General features: G+C 72.2%; 18 protein-coding genes and 1 pseudogene. 11 read left to right on the forward strand and 8 right to left on the reverse strand.

Annotated features, from left to right (window positions below):
* Window positions 1–21: 21 nt before the first annotated feature.
* A complete protein-coding gene (locus ACFW22_RS24905) occupies window positions 22–1,575 on the reverse strand; it encodes an ABC transporter substrate-binding protein (RefSeq protein ID WP_386408485.1) in 1,554 nt (517 codons plus the stop codon).
* Between the two features lie 193 nt (window positions 1,576–1,768).
* Window positions 1,769–3,076: a metallophosphoesterase gene (locus ACFW22_RS24910; RefSeq protein ID WP_386408487.1), complete on the reverse strand. Its 1,308-nt coding sequence runs from the start codon at window positions 3,074–3,076 to the stop codon at window positions 1,769–1,771.
* Window positions 3,077–3,376: 300 nt separating this feature from the next.
* Here ACFW22_RS24910 and ACFW22_RS24915 point away from each other — a divergent pair, with 300 nt between their 5' ends.
* Window positions 3,377–3,613 (forward strand): SCO4848 family membrane protein, encoded by a 237-nt coding sequence (locus tag ACFW22_RS24915; RefSeq protein ID WP_386408489.1) that lies wholly within the window; start codon window positions 3,377–3,379, stop codon window positions 3,611–3,613.
* 275 nt (window positions 3,614–3,888) lie between these two features.
* Window positions 3,889–4,614 (forward strand): annotated as a pseudogene (locus ACFW22_RS24920) (D-alanyl-D-alanine carboxypeptidase family protein); the annotation flags it as partial.
* A gap of 343 nt (window positions 4,615–4,957) precedes the next feature.
* Here the strand turns inward: ACFW22_RS24920 and ACFW22_RS24925 are convergent.
* Window positions 4,958–6,037 (reverse strand): YhjD/YihY/BrkB family envelope integrity protein, encoded by a 1,080-nt coding sequence (locus ACFW22_RS24925; protein WP_386408491.1) that lies wholly within the window; start codon window positions 6,035–6,037, stop codon window positions 4,958–4,960.
* Between the two features lie 452 nt (window positions 6,038–6,489).
* On the opposite strand from ACFW22_RS24925, the gene ACFW22_RS24930 reads away from it, so the two are divergent.
* Window positions 6,490–7,245: an SDR family NAD(P)-dependent oxidoreductase gene (locus ACFW22_RS24930; protein ID WP_386408493.1), complete on the forward strand. Its 756-nt coding sequence runs from the start codon at window positions 6,490–6,492 to the stop codon at window positions 7,243–7,245.
* A gap of 93 nt (window positions 7,246–7,338) precedes the next feature.
* Here ACFW22_RS24930 and ACFW22_RS24935 read toward each other — a convergent pair whose 3' ends face one another.
* Both ACFW22_RS24935 and trpS read right to left on the reverse strand, forming a co-directional pair.
* Window positions 7,339–7,926, reverse strand: coding sequence for a 2'-5' RNA ligase family protein (locus ACFW22_RS24935; protein ID WP_386408495.1), 588 nt, complete (start codon window positions 7,924–7,926; stop codon window positions 7,339–7,341).
* Window positions 7,927–8,021: 95 nt separating this feature from the next.
* Window positions 8,022–9,032, reverse strand: a complete 1,011-nt coding sequence (gene trpS, locus ACFW22_RS24940; protein WP_386408531.1) for a tryptophan--tRNA ligase — start codon at window positions 9,030–9,032, stop codon at window positions 8,022–8,024.
* A gap of 529 nt (window positions 9,033–9,561) precedes the next feature.
* On the opposite strand from trpS, the gene ACFW22_RS24945 reads away from it, so the two are divergent.
* The 5 genes from ACFW22_RS24945 to ACFW22_RS24965 all read left to right on the forward strand — a co-directional run bounded on the left by ACFW22_RS24945 (window position 9,562) and on the right by ACFW22_RS24965 (window position 13,701).
* On the forward strand, window positions 9,562–10,332 hold the full coding sequence (locus ACFW22_RS24945) for a MarR family transcriptional regulator (RefSeq protein WP_386408497.1): 771 nt from the start codon (window positions 9,562–9,564) through the stop codon (window positions 10,330–10,332).
* Between the two features lie 114 nt (window positions 10,333–10,446).
* A complete protein-coding gene (locus tag ACFW22_RS24950) occupies window positions 10,447–10,890 on the forward strand; it encodes a roadblock/LC7 domain-containing protein (RefSeq protein ID WP_386408499.1) in 444 nt (147 codons plus the stop codon).
* 29 nt (window positions 10,891–10,919) lie between these two features.
* Window positions 10,920–11,324: a hypothetical protein gene (locus ACFW22_RS24955; protein ID WP_386408533.1), complete on the forward strand. Its 405-nt coding sequence runs from the start codon at window positions 10,920–10,922 to the stop codon at window positions 11,322–11,324.
* 397 nt (window positions 11,325–11,721) lie between these two features.
* Complete coding sequence (gene rocD, locus ACFW22_RS24960) at window positions 11,722–12,927, forward strand: ornithine--oxo-acid transaminase (RefSeq protein WP_386408501.1); 1,206 nt, start codon at window positions 11,722–11,724, stop codon at window positions 12,925–12,927.
* A gap of 78 nt (window positions 12,928–13,005) precedes the next feature.
* Window positions 13,006–13,701, forward strand: coding sequence for a polysaccharide deacetylase family protein (locus ACFW22_RS24965; protein WP_384879481.1), 696 nt, complete (start codon window positions 13,006–13,008; stop codon window positions 13,699–13,701).
* A 3-nt stretch (window positions 13,702–13,704) separates the two neighbouring features.
* Here the strand turns inward: ACFW22_RS24965 and ACFW22_RS24970 are convergent, their stop codons facing one another.
* Entirely contained in the window at window positions 13,705–14,889 is a 1,185-nt protein-coding gene (locus ACFW22_RS24970; RefSeq protein ID WP_386408503.1) for a glutathionylspermidine synthase family protein, read from the reverse strand.
* Between the two features lie 14 nt (window positions 14,890–14,903).
* The gene (locus ACFW22_RS24975; protein ID WP_386408505.1) at window positions 14,904–15,203 is read right to left on the reverse strand and encodes a hypothetical protein; all 300 of its coding nucleotides are present in this window, start codon (window positions 15,201–15,203) and stop codon (window positions 14,904–14,906) included.
* A gap of 90 nt (window positions 15,204–15,293) precedes the next feature.
* On the opposite strand from ACFW22_RS24975, the gene ACFW22_RS24980 reads away from it, so the two are divergent.
* Complete coding sequence (locus ACFW22_RS24980) at window positions 15,294–16,124, forward strand: hypothetical protein (protein WP_386408535.1); 831 nt, start codon at window positions 15,294–15,296, stop codon at window positions 16,122–16,124.
* 80 nt (window positions 16,125–16,204) lie between these two features.
* On the opposite strand, the gene ACFW22_RS24985 is transcribed toward ACFW22_RS24980, so the two are convergent.
* The gene (locus ACFW22_RS24985) at window positions 16,205–17,623 is read right to left on the reverse strand and encodes a PLP-dependent aminotransferase family protein (RefSeq protein ID WP_386408507.1); all 1,419 of its coding nucleotides are present in this window, start codon (window positions 17,621–17,623) and stop codon (window positions 16,205–16,207) included.
* Window positions 17,624–17,670: 47 nt separating this feature from the next.
* Here ACFW22_RS24985 and ACFW22_RS24990 point away from each other — a divergent pair, with 47 nt between their 5' ends.
* The gene (locus tag ACFW22_RS24990; RefSeq protein ID WP_386408509.1) at window positions 17,671–18,177 is read left to right on the forward strand and encodes a carboxymuconolactone decarboxylase family protein; all 507 of its coding nucleotides are present in this window, start codon (window positions 17,671–17,673) and stop codon (window positions 18,175–18,177) included.
* A complete protein-coding gene (locus ACFW22_RS24995) occupies window positions 18,174–18,923 on the forward strand; it encodes an isocitrate lyase/phosphoenolpyruvate mutase family protein (protein ID WP_386408511.1) in 750 nt (249 codons plus the stop codon). Before ACFW22_RS24990 ends, ACFW22_RS24995 begins: the two co-directional genes overlap by 4 nt.
* Window positions 18,924–19,067: the final 144 nt, after the last annotated feature.

A 19,067-nucleotide genomic window follows, 5' to 3' on the forward strand; every position in this document is an offset into this window, starting at 1 on the left:
GGCGTTTCGCCACGTGGAGCACTAGACCCAGTTGAGCTCCCACAGCCGCCAGATGCCGGTGCCGTCCGTCAGGTTCTGGGAGCCGGTGACCTCCTCCGTGGAGAGCACGTAGTCCTTCTTCTGCCACAGCGGGACGAGCGGGACCTCGGCGGCCACGTGGTCCTGGATCGCCCGGAAGTCGTCCGTCGCACGGGAGCGGTCGCTGAACTGCTGCGTGGAGGCGATCAGGCCGTCGATCTCCTTGCTGGAGAACCCGTTGTGCAGGGTGTTCTCGGTGCCGACGAGCGGCGCGGTGAAGCTGTCGGAGTCCGGGAAGTCGGGGAGCCAGCCGATGGGGTAGGCGTCGTAGGAGCCCTTGGCGTACCCCTTCTGGAAGCTCTGCCAGTCGGCCTCCACGACCTTCACCTCGAAGAGTCCGGTGCCCTCCAGCTGCCGCTTGATCTCGGCGGCCTCGGCGGCGTACGTCGCGTCCTTGCGGAAGCCGTACGTGAACTTCACCGGCGTCGAGACCCCGGCCTCCTTCAGGAGCTTCGTCGCCCTCTTGGCGCTCGGCTCGGGGAACACGTCGAAGAAGGCGGTGCTGTGGCCGACGAAGCCCTGCGGGATGAGGGAGTACAGCGGCTGGACCGTGCCCTTGAAGGCGGCCTCGGTGATCGCCGGGCGGTCGAGGACGGCAGCGACGGCCTGTCGGACGGCCTTGTCCGCCATGGGCGAGCCGGACCGGACGTTGAAGTTGAGGTTGCGGATCTCCGCGCTCTCCGCCTCGGTGACCCGGGTTCCGTCGTCGGCGCCCAGGGAGGACAGGAAGGTCGGCGGCAGCTGGCGGTGCGTCACCTGGACCTCCTTCTCCTTCCAGGCGTCGGCGAGGTCCTCGGATCGCCCGAAGTACTTCACCAGGACCGGGTGCCCGGCCTTGGCGATGGCGCCCTTGTACGCGGGGTTGGGCTCCAGGAGGGCGGACTCGCCCTCCTTGTACTCCTTGAGGACGTACGGGCCCGAGCCGTCGACCGCGTGGTCGGTGCGCAGCCTGTCGGCCGGGTACCGGTCGCGGTCGACGATCGATCCGGCGCCCGTGGCGACCTTCAGCGGGAAGGTCGCGTCACGACCGCTCAGTCGGAAGGTGACGGTGCGTCCTTCGGCCTCGACGCCCTCCAGGGTCGGGAAGAGCGGCTGCGGGCCGACGTCCGACTTGATGCGCAGCATGCGCTCGAAGGAGTACTTCACGTCCGCTGCGGTCACCTTGCGCCCGCTGGAGAAGGTGAGGTCGTCGCGGAGCGTGCACTGGTAGGTGGTGAGGGAGTCGCCCGTGAACTTGCAGTTCTCGGCGGCGTCCGGCACCGGAGTGGCGAAGCCCGGCTTGAACGTCAGCAGCGACTGGAAGACGTTGCTGTACATGGCCCAGGAGCCGGCGTCATAGGCTCCCGCCGGGTCGAGGGACGTGACCTCGTCGGTCGTGCCGACGCTGATCGGATCGGTCCGGGAGCCGTCGGAGGGGAGGAGTTGACATCCTCCCGCTCCGGTCGTCACCAGTAGTCCACAAGTGATGAGGATCCGCAGACGGACCGTCGACCGCATTGCCGTGCTTCCTTTTTTTGTGCCGCGCAGAGATGCGACGGCCCCCGGAAACGTCGCGATGACGTCATCTCATCACACGGTTTTCACAAGTGGAAGAGAAAACTTTCACACGGCACGCATATGTCCAAGATATGAGAATTTAAGCCGATGAGCAGCACGTATCAACTTCTGCGCACGGGGTGACGAGGTCCGATCAGGCCTGCTTCGAGGCGAGTTCGACGAGGGTGATGTCGGAGGGCGCACCCACCCGGACCGGGGGTCCCCACGCACCCGCACCCCGCGAGACGTACAGCTGGGTGTCGCCGTACCGTTCGAGCCCGGCGACCGTCGGGTTGGCCAGTTCGGCGAGGTAGTTGCCCGGCCAGAGCTGACCGCCGTGGGTGTGGCCGGACAGTTGGAGGTCCACCCCGTGGCGCACGGCATCGTGGATGACGACCGGTTGGTGCGCCAGGAGCACCGCGGCACGGGTCCGGTCGCGGTCGCCGAGGGCCCGCACGAAGTCGGGGCCCTTCCCCTCGCGCTCCCCCGCGATGTCGTCGACGCCGGCGAGGTCGAAGCCGGCCGCGATCTCCACGCGTTCGTTGCGCAGCGGGTGCAGGCCGATCTCGCGGACGTGGTCGACCCAGGCGTCCGCTCCCGAGAAGTACTCGTGGTTGCCGGTCACGAAGAAGGAGCCGTGTCGGGCGCGGAGTCGGGCGAGCGGCTCGGCGGCGGGGCCGAGGTTCTCGACGGTGCCGTCGACGAGGTCGCCGACGACCGCGATCAGATCGGGCTGGGTGGCGTTGATCGCGTCCACGATCCGCTGGGTGTGGGCACGGCCCAGGATGGGCCCGAGGTGGATGTCGGACACGACGGCGATCCGGTACCCGTGGGCGGCCCGCGGGATCTTGGCGAGCGGAACGGTGACCCGCTTGACCCGGGGCCCGCGGAGCACGCCGTGGGTGCCGTACCCGACGGTCCCGAGGGCGACGGCCGCTGCGGAACCGCCGACGACCCGCGAGACGAACAGCCGTCGGGACGGGTCGAAGCGGGCGGCCGTCCCGGCCCCCGGCGTCACCGTCCCGGCATCGCGCCCCGTTCCGGCCTCACCCCCGCCCCCACCCCCGGCCGCAGGGGCCGCTTCGGGCACGGTCACGGGCGCGGGCGCAGGCGCGGGCGCAGGCGCGGATCGTGCTGCGCGACGGTCCAGAACGCGGTGCAGGACGGGCCGGACGGCTTCGCCGACCACCAGCCCCAGGACCAGGTACAGGAGCACCGCGAGCCAGAGGAACCCCGGCCAGGCCACCGCCTGCTGGAGCCCGAAGGGCACGCCCGCCCCCGAGGAGACCAGGGCCGCGAGCGAGAGCAGCGGCAGGAGCACGACCACGGCCGTGCCGATCGTGCGCGACCGACTGCCGGCTGCGGTCACGTCGCGCACCAGGCGCCGCCACACGTACCAGTGGACCGCGCCGAGCAGCGCCAGGACCACGACCAGAGCCAGAACCAGTAGAAAGACGCCCACGCCGCCGTATCCCCTCTTACCGGTCGCCCGCGCGGCGCGCGGCGCGCACCCCGCGCGGACCGATCGTGCCGGTCACCGTACCCGGGCCGGAGAACGTGACGGCAAGCAGCAGGTGAACCCGGGAGCGGATCCGTCGGACCGCCCTCGTCGGGGGCCGGGCCGCTCCCGTCGTGCCGCGGGTTCTCGGCAGGAGTGATCCACGAGGAGTCGGGCCCAGCGTACACAGACCCCGTCGCAGGCCCCCGGCGGGCCCGTTCGATACTGGCAGGGCACGGCCACCCCACTCCGAAGGACACCCCCATGAAGCTCAGCCGCCGCGTCTCCTGGTTCCTGCTCGCGTTCGGGGTCTGGTCCTGGGTGATCTGGGTGACCTTCGCGAAGAACCTGTTCAAGGACGCGAGTGGACTCGCCTTCGACGACGCGGGGGACCCGACGGCGTACCTGTGGGTCCATCTGCTGCTCGCCGTCACCTCGTTCGCGCTGGGGACGGCGATCGGCGTGATCGGCTTCCGGGGCGTCCGCGCCGACAGGAAGTGACGCCCCGTCCCGCCGGAACCCGGCGGCCGGGCTCCGCGGCCCCCGCACCACCGTTCGTCCCGCGGTCCCCGCGGGCGGCTGCACCGGACGGCGGGAAGCGCCTGCCGGGGTTCGGGGCGGGCGGTCGGGCATGTACGTTCTCGACCGTGCCCGCATCGAAGAAGACCGCTTGGACGGTCGCCACTGCCGCGCTCCTGCCGCTCGTCGTCGCCGTGCCCACGGCCCGTGCGGACGGGAAGGACGGCCAGGAAGAGCAGCCCAAGCCCCCCGCCGTGATGTCCAAGGTCGGCGGGGTCCTGCTGAGCAAGCCCGGTACGCAGGTGCAGCTCGGACCCGGTGCACCGGTGCTGCCGAAGGACCTGTCCGGGCGCTCCTGGATCGTCGCGGACGCGGAGAGCGGCCAGGTGCTCGCCGCGCACAACGCGCACTGGCGGCTCGCCCCGGCCTCCACCCTCAAGATGCTCTTCGCCGACACGCTGTTGCCGAAGTTCTCCAACAAGACGCAGAACCACCTGGTCACCCCGGAAGAGCTGGCCGGGATAGGGGTCAACTCCAGTCTGGTCGGCATCAAGGAGAAGCAGACCTACAGCGTCCGCGACCTGTGGCTCGGGGTCTTCCTCCGCTCCGGCAACGACGCGGTCCACGTGCTGAGCAGCATGAACAACGGCATCCAGCAGACCGTGCAGGACATGAACGACCGCGCGGCCGAACTGCAGGCCCTCGACACCTTCGTGGTCTCGCCGGACGGCTACGACGCCCCGGGCCAGGTCTCCTCCGCGTACGACCTGACGCTCATCGCCCGCAGCGGCATGCAGAAGCCCGACTTCCGGGAGTACGCGTCCACGACCCGCGTCGCCTTCCCCGGCGAGGCGAAGCCGGGCAAGAAGCGCGAGACCTTCGAGATCCAGAACACCAACCGGCTCCTCACGGGGGCCGACGGCGTGGCGCCGTACCAGGGCATCGCCGGCGTCAAGAACGGCAACACCACGCATGCCGGCGCCACCTTCACCGGCGTCGCCGAGCGCAACGGCAGGGTCCTGCTCGTCACCGTCATGAACCCCTCGTCGAAGGAGTCGCACGCGGTCTACCAGGAGGCCGCCCGGCTGCTCGACTGGGGCTTCGCGGCTTCCGGGAAGGTACGGCCGGTGGGTGAGCTGGTGCCGCCGCGCTCGGCCCTCACGACCCCGACCGCCCCGGACGACGACGCGGCCCCGGCGGCCGGCAAGGACGCCCCGGAGGAGTCCACCGCCCCGGTGGCCGCCCCGGGAAGGTCCGGCGGGATCGGAATCGCCCTGGCGGTGGCGGGCGGCGTCCTCGTCCTCCTCGCCGCGGCGGCCTTCCTGGTCAACCGGCGCTGGCCGCTGGCCTCGTCGGCGGCTCGGAATCCCCGTTCCCCGGACGGTGGGGACGCCCGGGAGCCGAAGGACCCTGCGGCGTCAGGGGACGCTCCGGAGCCGAAGGGCCCGCCGCGGACGGAGGACCCTCCGGCGACGGAGGAGTCCCCTCGGACGGAGGAGTCCCCTCGGACGGAGAAGTCCCCCGCGTCTCAGGAGCCTCCTGCCGGGACGTCCTCTTCAGACCGGAACCGGTAGCCGTCCAGGCCGCGCAGAACAGCAGGAGCTTCGCGGTGAAGTTGATCCAGAGGAGCAGGGCGACGGGAACGCCGAACGCCCCGTACATCGACTTCGCCGCGACGCCCCGCATGTAGCCGCCGAGGAGCAGCTTCAGCAGCTCGAAGCCGACCGCGCCCATGAGCGCCGCCAGCGCGAGGTCCCTGCGGCGCGGTTCGACGCCCGGCAGCAAGGACAGCACGTACAGCAGGATCAGGAAGTCGGCGACGACTCCGACGAGCACGGCAGCGCCCTGGAGCAGCACGCCGCCCGCCCCGCCGCCGGAGAGCCCCAGTTGGTCCGCGCTCCAGTCGACGGCGGTGGAACCCAACCAGGAGGCGGCGAGCGAGGCGAGCGCGACGCCGCCGAGGCCGAGGAGGATCAGTCCGTCCTTGGCCTTGAGCAGGATCGGGTTGCCCTCGATGTCGTCGAGCCCCCAGACCGCGCGCAGGCATTCCCGCATGGAGCCGATCCAGCTGATGCCGGTGACGAGCAGGACGGCACCGGCGACGAGGCCGATGGTGCCGGCATTGGCGACGAGCCCGCCGATGTCGAGCTGATCGGAGATGCCGGGCACCTGCTCGCCGAGCTTCTTCTCGATCCGGTCGAGCTGGTCGGCGGTGAGGAGCGAGGCGCCGATCGCGGCCGCGACCGTGATCAACGGGAAGAGGGCCAGGAAGGAGACGAAGGTGATCGCGGCGGCGAGCCGGGTCCAATGCGCTTCGTCCAGGGTCTCGTACGCGCGCCAGGCGTGGGTGCGCATGAAGCGGGCGACCCACGGGCCGATGACGGGGAGCTTGGTCAACCAGTCCATGTCGTATGTCTTCTCCTCGCTCCGTCGGACGAACCGACTACGAGAATCCCCCGTCGGAGCGCGCAGAACCACGATCGACATTCGGCGCGGCGGCACTCGGCCGGGCCGGAACGGCCGGTGCCCGCGTTCGGGCCTCCGTCGCCGCGGTCGACCGCGGCGCGTCCGACGGCCGTGGTGAGCACCGGCAGCCGGTTTCCGGGGGCGCCCGCGGGCCTTCTCCCCCCGGCACTCGTTTCGTCGTCCCCCTTCGACCCGACGCACCGAATTGCAATACCGGCATACGTAACAGAATTCGCTATACGGTCATCTTCCTGGTCGTCGGGACCCCGTCCGGGACGGCGGCTGCGCAGCGGTCACCGGTGGGGTCCGCACGGCCCCGACCCGGACGCCCGACGGGGACCGGAGGCTTCGCCCCGTGCCCCCTCGTCGTCCCGCCCTTGAGGAGGACCCCCTTGAAGGACGCCTTCCGCGCCCCGCAGTCCCTGCTCGTCCTGGGCGGCACTTCGGAGATCGGGCTCGCCACCGCCCGTCGGTTGATCGCGCGCCGCACCCGGACGGTCTGGCTGGCCGGGCGCCCCTCCCCCGCGCTCAGGGCCGCCGCGGACTCGCTGCGGACGCTCGGGGCGGACGTGCACACGGTGTCCTTCGACGCGCTCGACGTCGAGTCGCACGAGGAGCGGCTCGGAAAGGTCTTCGCCGAGGGCGACGTCGACATGGTGCTGTTCGCCTTCGGGGTCCCGGGCGACCAGGCGCGCGACGAGTCCGATCCGGTGGCCGCGGCCCGGGTCGCCCGGACCAACTACACGGGGGCCGTCTCGGCGGGGCTGGTGTGCGGGGGTGCGCTCCAGACGCAGGGGCACGGCTCGCTGGTGGTGCTGTCGTCGGTGGCGGGCGAACGGGCGCGCCGCGAGGACTTCATCTACGGCTCGTCGAAGGCGGGGCTCGACGCCTTCACCGCAGGGCTCGGGGACGCGCTGTACGGCACGGGGGTGCACGTCATGCTGGTGCGGTCCGGGTGCGTGCGCGCGAGAAGGACGGACGGGCGCCCGGAGGGACCGTTCGCGACGACTCCGGAGGAGGTCGCACGCGCGGTCGAGCTGGGGCTGCGGCGGCGCTCGGAGGCGGTGTGGGTGCCGGGTGGGCTACGGATGGTGATGTCGGGGGTGCGGCACGTGCCGCGGGCGCTCTTCCGCCGGCTGCAGGGGTGACGCACCGGCACCTCTTCCCCGGCGCCCGCCCCGCGGCGTCGTCGGCTCCGCGGCGTCGGCCCCGGCGCCGTCCGGCCGTCCTACGTGGCCGTCCTACGTGGCCGTCGGGGTGCCGACCGGGCTGTCGCCCTGCACGGGAACGGCCGGGACCGGGCGGCCACTGCCGAACTCGTAGTCGTACAGCTTGCGCCACACCCCGTCCGGGCCCTGCTCGTACAGCCCGAAGGAGCGGCAGGTCCAGGCCGCCTCGTATCCGGCGAGCTCCTCGAAGGCCCGGTCCATCCCCTCCTCGGAGATGCCGTGCGCCACGGTGACGTGCGGGTGGTACGGGAACTGGAGCTCGCGCACCAGCGGCCCGGCCTCGTCACGGATGCGGTGCTGGAGGCGGTGGCAGGGGGACACGCCCTCCTCCAGCTTCACGAAGACCACCGGGGAGAGCGGGCGGAAGGTGCCGGTGCCCCGGAGCCGGACGGGGAACGACTGCTGGTCGGCGGCGACACCGGCGAGGTGCGCCTCGATCTGCGGCAGGCGTTCCTCGGGGACCTCGGTCGGCGGCACCAAGGTGACGTGCGTGGGGATGCCGTGTGCGGCCGGGTCCCCGAAGCCGGCGCGCCGCTCCTGGAGCAGGCTGCCGTAGGGCTCCGGGACCGCGATCGAAACGCCGAGCGTTACGGTCCCCACGTCGTTCTCCTCCGTCGTCCGTCGTCGAGTCGGTGTGTGGTGGTGCAGCCGCCAGTGTGCGGCCTGCACCGCCCTCGTGGCCAGGGTCCTCGGACTCAGTGCTTGGCGGGCAGGAAGCCGATGCGGTCGTACGTCTGCGCCAGCGTCTCCGCGGCGACCGCGCGGGCCTTCTCCGCTCCCTTGGCCAGGACCGAGTCCAGCGTCTCCGGGTCGTCCAGATATTCCTGGGTGCGGGCCCGGAACGGCGTGACGAAGTCCACCATGACCTCGGCGAGGTCGGTCTTCAGTGCGCCGTACATCTTGCCCTCGTAGCTCTTCTCCAGGTCCGCGACGGACGTGTCGGTGAGCGTGGACATGATGGTGAGCAGGTTGGAGACGCCGGCCTTGTTCTCCGGGTCGAAGCGGATCACCGTGTCGGTGTCGGTGACGGCGCTCTTGACCTTCTTGGCGGTGACCTTCGGGTCGTCCAGGAGGTTGATCAGGCCCTTCGGCGTGGACGCCGACTTGCTCATCTTGATCGTCGGGTCCTGGAGGTCGTAGATCTTCCCGGTCTCCTTGACGATGTACGGCTTGGGAATCGTGTAGGTCTCGCCGAAGCGGCCGTTGAAGCGCTCCGCGAGGTCGCGGGTCAACTCGATGTGCTGGCGCTGGTCCTCGCCGACCGGAACCTCGTTGGCCTGGTAGAGCAGGATGTCCGCGACCTGCAGGATCGGGTACGTGAAGAGGCCGACGGTGGCGCGGTCGGCCCCCTGCTTGGCGGACTTGTCCTTGAACTGGGTCATGCGGGAGGCCTCGCCGAAGCCGGTGAGGCAGTTCATGACCCAGCCGAGCTGCGCGTGCTCGGGGACGTGGCTCTGGATGAACAGCGTGCAGCGGTCCGGGTCGAGGCCGGAGGCGAGCAGCTGGGCGGCGGCGAGCCGGGTGTTCGCCCGCAGCTCGGCGGGGTCCTGGGGCACCGTGATGGCGTGCAGGTCGACGACCATGTAGAAGGCGTCGTGGGTCTCCTGCAGCGCGACGTACTGACGGATCGCACCGAGGTAGTTGCCGAGGTGGAAGGAGCCTGCCGTGGGCTGGATCCCGGAGAGCGCACGCGGACGATGCTGCATGGCGAAGCCATTCCCCTGGGGGTGGTGGTGGGCGACGGACGGGCGATCAGAGGCCATGTGACTCATTCTCTCAGGTGCGGGAAGCGAACCGGGACTGCCGGTACCCCGGAGGCCCGGAGGCGCGGGGAGGACACCGGGCCGCCCATCCCCGACCCCGATCGCGCGGGAACCGGAGGGGGTCGGCGAGACGGGGAACACACACCGGTCGGGCGGCCCCTCGTCGGCACCCGGCACCCGGCACCCGGCACCCGGCGAAGGTAGCCGCACCCACCCTCGTGAAGCAGTCGATCACGAAACAAAAGTGACGGAAATAAAACGCAATGACCCGCTTATCGCAAACAAGAAGACATGGGCGCCTTCCGTGCCCGATAACCCTTTAGGGTGACTTTCACTTCTCGGGCTGACGCATGGGAATGCGAAGTGCGGGATGTCCACGGAAAGCGCGGCCGATTGCAGGGGAATGCCAGAAAACGACGTACCGGCCCTCAGGAAACCGTCACGGGTGATGGGGCGGGAACTCGCGAGAACCTTGACCGAGGCGCCACTGGACAGGACCTCCGGAACGCTGCTGGTCAGCGGGAACCCGGGGGGTTCGTTCCACTTCAGGGGCGGCGCGATCGTCGAGGTGGTCTCGCCGGGCGCTCCCGGACCCGAGACCCTCCTCCTGCGCTCCGGTCGCGTCACCGAGGCGGACTGGTCCGCCGCGACGCGGGCCTGCAGCACGGGACACCTCGTCGGAGCCGAACTCGTCACCCGGGAACTCATCGGCGCCGCCGAATTGCAGCTGATATGCGTGGCAGCCGCCCTGGACGGCGCCCTGGCCGTCGGGATGGGCCGGATCGACGGCTTCCGACTGGACCGGAACACGCACGACTGTCGACTGGCCGCCCTCCGGGCGATAGAGCCCGACTGGCTGGCACTGGAGGCGGAACGCCGCATCCGAGCCCTCGCCTCGCGGCGGCGCCCCTTCTCGCTCTTCCGCACCCGGCTGGGCCGGACCCCCACCGGCACGGCACTGCTGGACGCCACCGCCGCCGGTGAGCGGCGGGAGATCCTGCTCCGGATCAACGGCCGGCGCAGCGCCAGGGACATCGCGTTCCTCCTCGGCCGGAGCCTCTATGCCGTCGCGGTCGAGGTCTCCCGGCTCCTGACGGAGGGGCTGGTCGAAGCGGTGGCGCCGGCCCGCCCCGACACGCCCCCCGCCCGGCCCGTCACGGCCGTGGGCGACCTGCCGCGCCGCCTGCCGGGGGCGAGCGGCATCAACGACGTCCTGCCGCTCAGGCCGGCGGCCGGTCTCTAGCGGGCCCCGGGCAGGGCGCTGCGCCGGGCCCGGCCGACAGGGCGCCGAACGCACCGTCCCGGCCACGGGCTCCGCCGACGGCACACACCGAAGCACGAACACGACAGGAGAGCAGTGACATCCACGAAAGCCCAGTTGGCAGCAGAGGTGCGGACGCTGAGGGACCGGGTCGTCGGGGTCACCGACGTCGTGGTGGCTTCCATCGACGGCCTGCTGATCACGGCGGAGACCGATGACGCGGCGGAACCCGAGAGCCTGGCCGCCCTCACCGCGGCGACCCTCAACATCGCCCGCCGGGCCGGCTCGATGACGAGCCGGGGCACGCTCCACCACACCGTGTCCCGGTTCACCGACGGATACCTCGTCACCCATGCCCTCGGCGAGATGGCGCTGATCGGGGTGATCGGTGACGCGGGCATGGACGTCACCCGTCTGAACACCGAGGCGCAGGCCTCCGCACAACGCATCACCACCCTGCTCACCGGGCCGCCCGGAGGTGCGGCTCCGGGCGGCACGACGGCGGGACGGACCGACGGAACCGGAGAGGAAGCACGATGAGCGGGTCGGAAGTGCAAGCACCCCAGACCATGGCGGGGCGGGTCTCACGCCTCGTCAAGGCACTGCGGGCCGAAGTGCCGGACTGCGTGGCCGCGGGCATCATCGACATGTCCACGGGGATGCTGCTGTCGGTGGAGACGGTCGATTCGCACCCGCCTGAGGTGCTCGACATGCTGGCGGCAGCCACCCTCGACCTCTTCCAGGGCCGCAACGTGGTGATGATCGAAGGCATCTTCAAGGAGCGCCGCGGGGTCGTCAGCGACCGGCACTACTTCCAGGAGATCCTGGTCAACAGCGACAACCTGGCCCACCTGTTCCTCAGGGCGGACAGCGCCGACGAGGTCGTGGCCGTCGTCGTGTGCCGCAAGTCGGTGAACGTGGGCATGCTCTTCGCCCAGGCCCGTCGGGTGCTGAAGGACCAGGGCGAGCTGTGAGGACCGGTGGGAAACCCCTCGTCGGAAGCGGGCGCGGACCGGCGGAGTGAGGCGAGCGGCCGGGCCCACGGGCGGCGGGGGCGACGCCCCGTCGCCCCCCGGAGGGGCCGGAGACGGTCCCGGACCGTCGGCGCGGGCGAAGCCGACGGGGGCGGCGGGACGGGGGTGCGGGGGTGCGGCCCCAGTGGGCACGGGGTGGTGCGGGGAGGTGGCGGGACGTGCGGCGAGGCGCGGGGGGCGCGTCGTTCCTCCGGGGCCGCCTCCCCGTGCACCGGTCGCCACGCGTGTTTCCACGGTGGCGGGCGCGCCGTCGTCGAGGTTTCCCCGTCCGGTATCCGAGCGACGATAAGAAAGGGGCCACAGGCACCCCCCGAGCCGCAGGACGAACGGAGATCCCGTGTCGAGGACAGCAGACGCGATCGCTTCCGCGGAGGCGCACAGCGCGCACAACTACCACCCCCTTCCGGTCGTCGTCGCTTCGGCGGACGGCGCCTGGATGACCGACGTCGAGGGCCGCCGCTACCTCGACCTTCTCGCCGGGTACTCGGCGCTCAACTTCGGGCACGGCAACCGGCGTCTGATCGATGCCGCGAAGGCCCAACTGGAGCGGGTGACGCTGACCTCCCGGGCCTTCCACCACGACCGGTTCGCCGACTTCTGCACACAGCTGGCGGAGCTGTGCGGCAAGGAGGCGGTGCTGCCGATGAACACGGGGGCGGAGGCGGTCGAGACGGCCGTGAAGACCGCCCGGAAGTGGGGGTACGAGGTCAAGGGCGTGCCGGACGGGCACGCGAAGATCGTGGTCGCGGCGAACAACTTCCACGGCCGGACGACGACGATCGTGAGCTTCTCCACGGACCACGAGGCGCGGGACCACTTCGGGCCGTACACGCCGGGCTTCGAGATCGTGCCGTACGGGGACCTGACGGCGATGGAGGCGGCGGTCACCGAGAACACGGTGGCGGTGCTGCTGGAGCCGATCCAGGGCGAGGCGGGCGTCCTGGTGCCGCCGGCCGGTTACCTGGCGGGGGTGCGGGAGTTGACGCGCCGGCGGAACGTGCTGTTCATGGCGGACGAGATCCAGTCGGGCCTGGGGCGGACGGGGCGGACGTTCGCGTGTGAGCACGAGGGAGTGGTGCCGGACGTCTACGTCCTGGGGAAGGCGCTGGGCGGCGGGGTCGTACCGGTGTCGGCGGTGGTCGCGGACCGCGAGGTGCTCGGGGTGTTCCGCCCGGGTGAGCACGGCTCGACGTTCGGCGGGAACCCGTTGGCGTGCGCGGTGGCCCTGGAGGTGATCGCGATGCTGCGGACCGGTGAGTTCCAGGAGCGGGCGGCGGAGCTGGGCGAGCACCTGCACGCGGAGCTGGGGCTGCTGGTGGGCGGCGGTGCGGTGGAGGCGGTGCGCGGGCGCGGGCTGTGGGCCGGGGTGGACATCGCACCGGGCCGGGGCACCGGCCGGGAGGTCTCGGAGCGGCTGATGGAGCGGGGGGTGCTGGTGAAGGACACCCACGGGTCGACGATCCGGATCGCTCCTCCGCTGGTGATCTCGAAGGAGGACCTGGACTGGGGCCTCGAACAGCTGCGGGGGGTGCTGTCGGACTGACGCGATCCGGCCGGAGGGGGCGGCGGGCGGCAACTCGGGCCATTGACAGCCGAGTTGGTCTAGGCCAATGATGCGGCCATGCCGAGACTCCGTCTGCGCCGCCCCCTGCGGGCCGCGCTCGCCGCCCTCGTCCCGCTCGCGCTCCTCGGCGCGTTCTCCGGCCCCGCGCACGCCGCACCGGAGGCGGCCTGGCCCGCGCCCGTCCCGGTGGTCTCCCACGTCGAGACCACCGACCCGGTCGTCTTCATCACCCTCGACGACGGCTGGAACCACGACCCCGCCGCGGCGAAGCTGCTGCTCGACCGCCGCGTACCGGCCTCCCTCTTCGTGCTCCCCGGCGCGTACTCCTACGACTCCGGCTACTTCCACGCCCTGCTCGACCAGGGCCGCTCCCGGGTCGAGAACCACACGGTCGGCCACCCGGACCTGACCGCGCTCGACGCCGACGGGCAGCGGGCGGAGGTCTGCGGGGCCCGGGAGGCGCACCTCGCCCAGTTCGGCGACGGGCCGCGGCTGCTGCGCCCGCCGTACGGCACCTACGACGCGACCACCCTGACCACCGCCCGGGCCTGCGGGGCGAAGGCCCTGGTGACCTGGACCTACGACCTCACCACCTGGGGCGGTTGGACGCCTCCGGAGCCGCAGTTGAAGGCGGGGGACATCATCCTGCTGCACTTCAACGAGACGGTGGAGCAGGACCTGGAGCGGGCCCTCGACCTGGCGGAGGCCGCCGGCCTGAAGCCCGCCCCGCTGCGGGACTACGTCCCCGAGTGACCGCTACAGGATGACGTGCGGGAGGAAGCGGGCGTACTCGTCGGTGACGGGCCCCGCCGACTCCCGGATGCCGAGCCCCGCCGCTTCGTCCCCGACGATCCATGCGCCGAGCACCACCCGGTTGCCGTCGAAGTCGGGCAGCGGGGCCAACTCCTGGTAGCAACAGGCCTCCCCGTCCCGTACGAAGGGCTCCGTGCCGGCCTCGTGCAGGGTGACGCCCGCGCCCTCGCGCCCCAACAGCGGCTTGGCGACCCAGCCGGTGGTCACGGCGAGTTCGCGGGGACCGTCGAGGTAGGAGGGCAGCAGGTGGGGGTGGCCCGGGTTCAGCTCCCACAGGATCGCGAGCAGCGCCTTGTTGGACAGCAGCATCTTCCAGGCGGGTTCGATCCAGCAGGTGGTGCCGGTGCCGCCCCCGTTGTCGAGGGTGTCCAGGACGTACGGGCCGAAGCGGTCGGTGGTCAGCCACTCCCACGGGTAGAGCTTGAAGCAGCTGCGCAGGAAGCGGAGCCGGTCGTCCACGAAGCGGCGCGAGAGCCGGTCCCAGCCGATCCGTTCGACGGAGAGCGCCTCGGTGTCGAGTCCGGCCTGCTGGGCGGTCTCCCGCAGATAGGCGACCGTCATCAGGTCCTCGCCCAGTTCGTCGCCGTCCGAGTGGGCGAAGTGGACGGGGCCCGGCGGCAGGAGCGGCGCTTGCCGCCGCCAGGCCTCGACGAGCCGTTCGTGGAGGGAGTTCCACTGGTCGGCGCCGGGGAACCGCTCCTCCATCCAGAACCACTGCGGGCTCGCGGCCTCCACCAGCGAGGTGGGGGTGTCGGCGTTGTACTCCAGCATCTTGGCCGGCCCGGCGCCGTCGTAGCGCAGGTCGAACCGGCCGTACAGGGAGGGGAGTTCGGCACGCCGTCGCCAGGACTCGGCGACCAGGCCGGCCAGCGCGGGGTCGGTGATCCCCAGCTCGGCGAAACGGTCCTTCTCGACGATGTGCGCGGCAGCCGCCAAACACATCGCGTGTAGCTCCTCGACGACCTCTTCCAGGGCCTCGACCTCGGACAGCGAGAAGGAGTAGTACGCGCTCTCGTCCCAGTACGGGCGCAGCGAACCGTCCGGATGGCGGGTCAGCGGGTAGACCAGGCCCTGCCCCTCGACCGTCTCCTGCCAGCCGGGCCTGGGTTCGATGGTGTGGCGTTCCACGGTGCCCGGTCGCCTCAGCCGCCGCCGGTGCCGGAGCAGCCGAAACCGCCGGTGTCGACGGCGGCCTTGTTGAAGCTGCCGCCGCTCACCCGCTTGTCACGGACGGAACCGCCGTAGTAGTAGGAGCCGCGGGGGCTCCCGTCGCCGTCGCCCCCGCCGCTGCCACCACCTGTCTCGCACTCGTAGCGGGGCAGTTCCTCCCTGGACAGCGGGTCCACGCACCGCTTGTCCGGCTCCGCACCGCACGCGGTGATCGTCGCCGCGAGCACGCCCATCCCGCCGAGCACCACCGTGCTCGACCTCAGCCTGCGCATGTCCGTCCCCTCCCCTTCGCCGCCGCGACCGCACAGTGTAGGCCGGTGCTTTTCGGCCCCGCGCTCTAGAGTCTTTTCGTGCTCCTTGGGATGATCTGTGCCCTGACCTCTGCCCTCTGCTTCGGTGCGGCCTCCGTCCTGCAGGCAATGGCGGCGCGTGCCGTCGAGCCGGGCACGAACGGCGGCGTCGACGTCGCGCTGATGTGGCGCGCCCTGCGGCAGTGGCGCTATCTCGCCGGACTGGGCATGGACGGGCTGGGGTTCGTCCTCCAGGTCGTGGCGCTGCGCACGCTGCCCATCTACGTGGTCGGCGCGGCCCTCGCCGCGAGCCTGGCGGTCACGGCGGTCATCGCCTCCCGGGTCCTGCGGGTGCGGCTGAGCCGGATCGAGTGGACGGCCGTGGCAGTGGTCTGCACGGGCCTCGCGATGCTGGCGCTGGCCTCCGGCTCGGAAGGGCACCGGGAGGGCTCGGCGGCACTGCGCTGGTCGCTGCTCGGGGCCTCGTTCGGGGTGCTACTGCTCGGAGTGCTGGCGGGACGGCTGCCGGAGCGGCCCCGGGCGCTCGTCCTCGGCCTCGGGGCGGGCTTCGGTTTCGGGGTGGTGGAGGTGGCCGTCCGGCTGATCGACGGCATCGACCTGACCGATCCGGTCTGGTACGCCCTCCTGGTCGGCGGCGGCTCGGCGTTCCTGCTGCTGACCTCGGCGTTCCAGCGGGGCTCGGTGACGACGGCGACGGCGGGCGCGGTGCTCGGCGAGACGGTCGGGCCCGCGATCGTCGGGGTGGCCTGGCTCGGGGACAGCACCCGGGACGGCCTCGGCTGGCTGGCGATCACGGGCTTCGCGCTGGCGGTGGCGGCCTCACTGGTCCTGGCTCGTTTCGGCGAAGCCCCGGCACCACCCGGGGCCGTCCCTTCGTCGTGACCGCGTCCCGTCCGTCTCGTCGTGACCGCGTCCCGTCCGTCGGAATCCTCGCCGTCCGGCCCGTCGACCGACCGCGCCCCTCACGGCAGGATCCCGCACAGGGCCCGGAGCGCGCCCTGCCAGCCGCTGTCCGGGGGCGTGGCGTAGCCGACGACGAGGCCCTCGAGGGTGACCGGCACCCCCGGGCGGCGGAATTGGTCGACGCCCTGGACGGTGAGCCCGCGCCATGCGGCGGCCCGCAGGGTGGCCCGCTCCGTGCCGGGCGGCAGGGTCAGGACGGCGTGGAGGCCCGCCGCGATCCCGCTGACCGCGGTCCCCGGGGAGTGCGCGGCGACGGCCGCCACCAGTTGATCGCGGCGGCGACGGTAGCGCAGTCGCATCGCCCGCACGTGCCGGTCGTACGCCCCCGAGCGCAGGAACTCGGCGAACGCCAACTGGTCCGGCGTGCTCGACGCCCAGTCCGCGGCCCCCTTCACCGCCACCACGTCCTCCACCAGGTCCTGCGGCAGGACCATCCAGCCGAGCCTCAACCCGGGCGCGAGGGACTTGCTCGCCGTGCCGAAGTAGACGACGTGCTCGGGATCGAGCCCCTGGAGCGCACCGACCGGCTGTCGGTCGTAGCGGAACTCCCCGTCGTAGTCGTCCTCCAGGACGAGGCCGCCGGAGGCGCGCGCCCAGTCGACCACCGCCGCCCGGCGCTCCGGAGGGAGGGCGCCACCCAGTGGATACTGGTGGGCGGCCGTCATCAGAACCGCTCCGCAGTCGCGCACCTCGGTCAACTCCCCTGTTCTGGTGCCCCGTTCGTCGAAGCCCAGGACGGGTGTCCGCAGCCCGGCGCGGCGCAGCAGACCGTCGTGGAGTGCGAGTCCGTACGACTCGACGGCTACGTTCCGCACCCCGCGGGCCCGCAGCACCTGCCCCATCAGCTCCAGGCCGTGCACGAAGCCGGCGCAGATCACGATCCGTTCGGGTCGGGCGTGCACGCCCCGCGCGCGGGCGAGGTACTCGCCCAGGGCGCGGCGCAGTTCGATCCGGCCGAGCGGATCGCCGTACCCGAAGGCCTCGTTGGGGGCGTTGGTCAGCGCCCGTCGGTACGCCTTGAGCCACGCGGCGCGCGGGAAGGCGGCGAGGTCGGGGCTGCCTGACTTCAGGCTGTGCGCGGGGGCGGCGGGTCGGTCGCGGCCCGTGGCGGCCGGCGGGGGCACCGGGACGGCGGGCGCGGGGGTGCGGGGCGAGGCCCGCGGGGCGACGCGGGTGCCGGAACCCTGCCGGGCGGTGAGCCATCCCTCGGCGACCAGTTCGGCGTAGGCGTCGGCGACGGTGTTGCGGGCCATGCCGAGGTCCGCAGCGAGCGAACGGGAGGACGGCAGCCGGGTGCCGGCCGCCAGGCGACCGCTGCGGACGGCCTCCCGCAAGGCGTCCATGAGTCCGGCGCGCAGGCGCGGGCCGCGGAGTTCCAGGTGGAGGTCGGACCCGAAAGTGGCCCAGTCATTCGCCATGGAAATGGACCATACAACTGCGCCATCTGCTCCGTACGGTGATCGTCATGACCACCTCGACAGCGGCGACCGACACGGTCGTCCCCACCCCCGCGCACGTCTCCCGCCTCCCTCTCGCCGAGCGCCTCCCCGAGTTCCACCGGGCGATGCTCCGGCTGGAGGCGGCGACCGCGAAGGACATCGACCCGACCCTGTACCACCTGATCAAGCTGCGGGCCTCGCAGATCAATCGCTGCGCCTTCTGCATCGACATGCACAGCAAGGACGCGCTGGCCGGGGGCGAGAGCGTGGAGCGGATCGTGCAGCTCTCCGCGTGGGAGGAGTCCGGGCACGTCTACACCGAGCGCGAGCTCGCGGCGCTCGCCCTGACCGAGGCGGTCACCGTCCTCACCGACGGTTCCGTGCCCGACGAGGTGTACGCACGGGCCGCCGCGCACTTCGAGGAGGTCGAACTCGCCCGGGTCATCGCCGCGATCGTCACGATCAACGCCTGGAACCGGATCGGCGTCACCACCCGGATGGCGCCCGGCCACTACGCCCCGCGCCCCGCATGACCGCCGCGGCGCTGCGGGCCCTCCACCGGAACCGGCCCGCGGACGATCCGCTGGTGCTGCCCGGTCCGTGGGACGCGGCGAGCGCCCGCGCCTTCGAGGCGGCCGGGCATCCGGCGCTCGCCACACCGAGTGCGGGGATCGCCGCCGCCCTGGGGTACGAGGACGGGGACACCCCGGCGGCGGAGATGTTCGCGGCCGTCGCACGGATCACCCGGTCCGTCTCGGTGCCCGTGACGGCGGACCTGGAGGGCGGCTACGGACTCCCGGCGACCGAACTCGTCGAGCGCGCACGGGAGTCCGGGGCCGTCGGGGTCAACCTGGAGGACACCGGACCGGACCGCACGCTCCGCGATCCGCAGGCCCACGCGGAGTGGTTGGCGGAGGTGCGGGCCGCGGCGGGGCCCGAGCTCTTCCTCAATGCGCGCGTGGACGCGTACGTCCGCCGGGCGCCCGACGCCCTGGAGGCCGCGATCGCCCGGGCCCGGCTCTATGCGGAGGCGGGCGCGGACTGCGTCTATCCGATCGCGGCCCCGGCCGCCGACCTCCCGGCCCTGCGGGTCGCCCTCGGGGAGCTCCCGCTCAACGCCCTGGCCGCGCCGGACGGCCCCGCCCCCGCCGCACTCGGCCGCCTGGGCGCCACCAGGATCACCTTCGGCGACGGCCTCCTGTTGCGGACCCTCGACGGCCTGTCCGCGCTCGCGACGCGGCTCCGGGAATCGGAGGGCCTGACGGGCCGGAGGGCCTGACGGGCCGAAGGGCCTGACGGGCCGAAGGGCCTGACGGAGGCAGGGGGCGGAGGCCGGGGGCGGGCGCCCCCGCGGGACGGGACCGGGACGTCCGACCGGCATCCCGACGGGCGGGCCCGTGGTCCCGCACCGACGGTGCGGGAC

The organism is Streptomyces sp. NPDC058872 (assembly GCF_042743065.1).
Taxonomy (GTDB): Bacteria; Actinomycetota; Actinomycetes; order Streptomycetales; family Streptomycetaceae; genus Streptomyces.

Excerpts from the sequence above, each read along its gene's own strand:
- ACFW22_RS24980 (WP_386408535.1), top strand. The coding sequence starts at position 15,294 with ATGATCTGTGCCCTGACCTCTGCCCTCTGCTTCGGTGCGGCCTCCGTC.
- trpS (WP_386408531.1), bottom strand. The coding sequence starts at position 9,032 with ATGCAGCATCGTCCGCGTGCGCTCTCCGGGATCCAGCCCACGGCAGGC.
- ACFW22_RS24955 (WP_386408533.1), top strand. The coding sequence starts at position 10,920 with ATGGCGGGGCGGGTCTCACGCCTCGTCAAGGCACTGCGGGCCGAAGTG.
- ACFW22_RS24990 (WP_386408509.1), top strand. The coding sequence starts at position 17,671 with ATGACCACCTCGACAGCGGCGACCGACACGGTCGTCCCCACCCCCGCG.
- ACFW22_RS24965 (WP_384879481.1), top strand. The coding sequence starts at position 13,006 with ATGCCGAGACTCCGTCTGCGCCGCCCCCTGCGGGCCGCGCTCGCCGCC.
- ACFW22_RS24995 (WP_386408511.1), top strand. The coding sequence starts at position 18,174 with ATGACCGCCGCGGCGCTGCGGGCCCTCCACCGGAACCGGCCCGCGGAC.
- ACFW22_RS24915 (WP_386408489.1), top strand. The coding sequence starts at position 3,377 with ATGAAGCTCAGCCGCCGCGTCTCCTGGTTCCTGCTCGCGTTCGGGGTC.
- ACFW22_RS24985 (WP_386408507.1), bottom strand. The coding sequence starts at position 17,623 with ATGGCGAATGACTGGGCCACTTTCGGGTCCGACCTCCACCTGGAACTC.
- ACFW22_RS24975 (WP_386408505.1), bottom strand. The coding sequence starts at position 15,203 with ATGCGCAGGCTGAGGTCGAGCACGGTGGTGCTCGGCGGGATGGGCGTG.
- ACFW22_RS24905 (WP_386408485.1), bottom strand. The coding sequence starts at position 1,575 with ATGCGGTCGACGGTCCGTCTGCGGATCCTCATCACTTGTGGACTACTG.
- ACFW22_RS24925 (WP_386408491.1), bottom strand. The coding sequence starts at position 6,037 with ATGGACTGGTTGACCAAGCTCCCCGTCATCGGCCCGTGGGTCGCCCGC.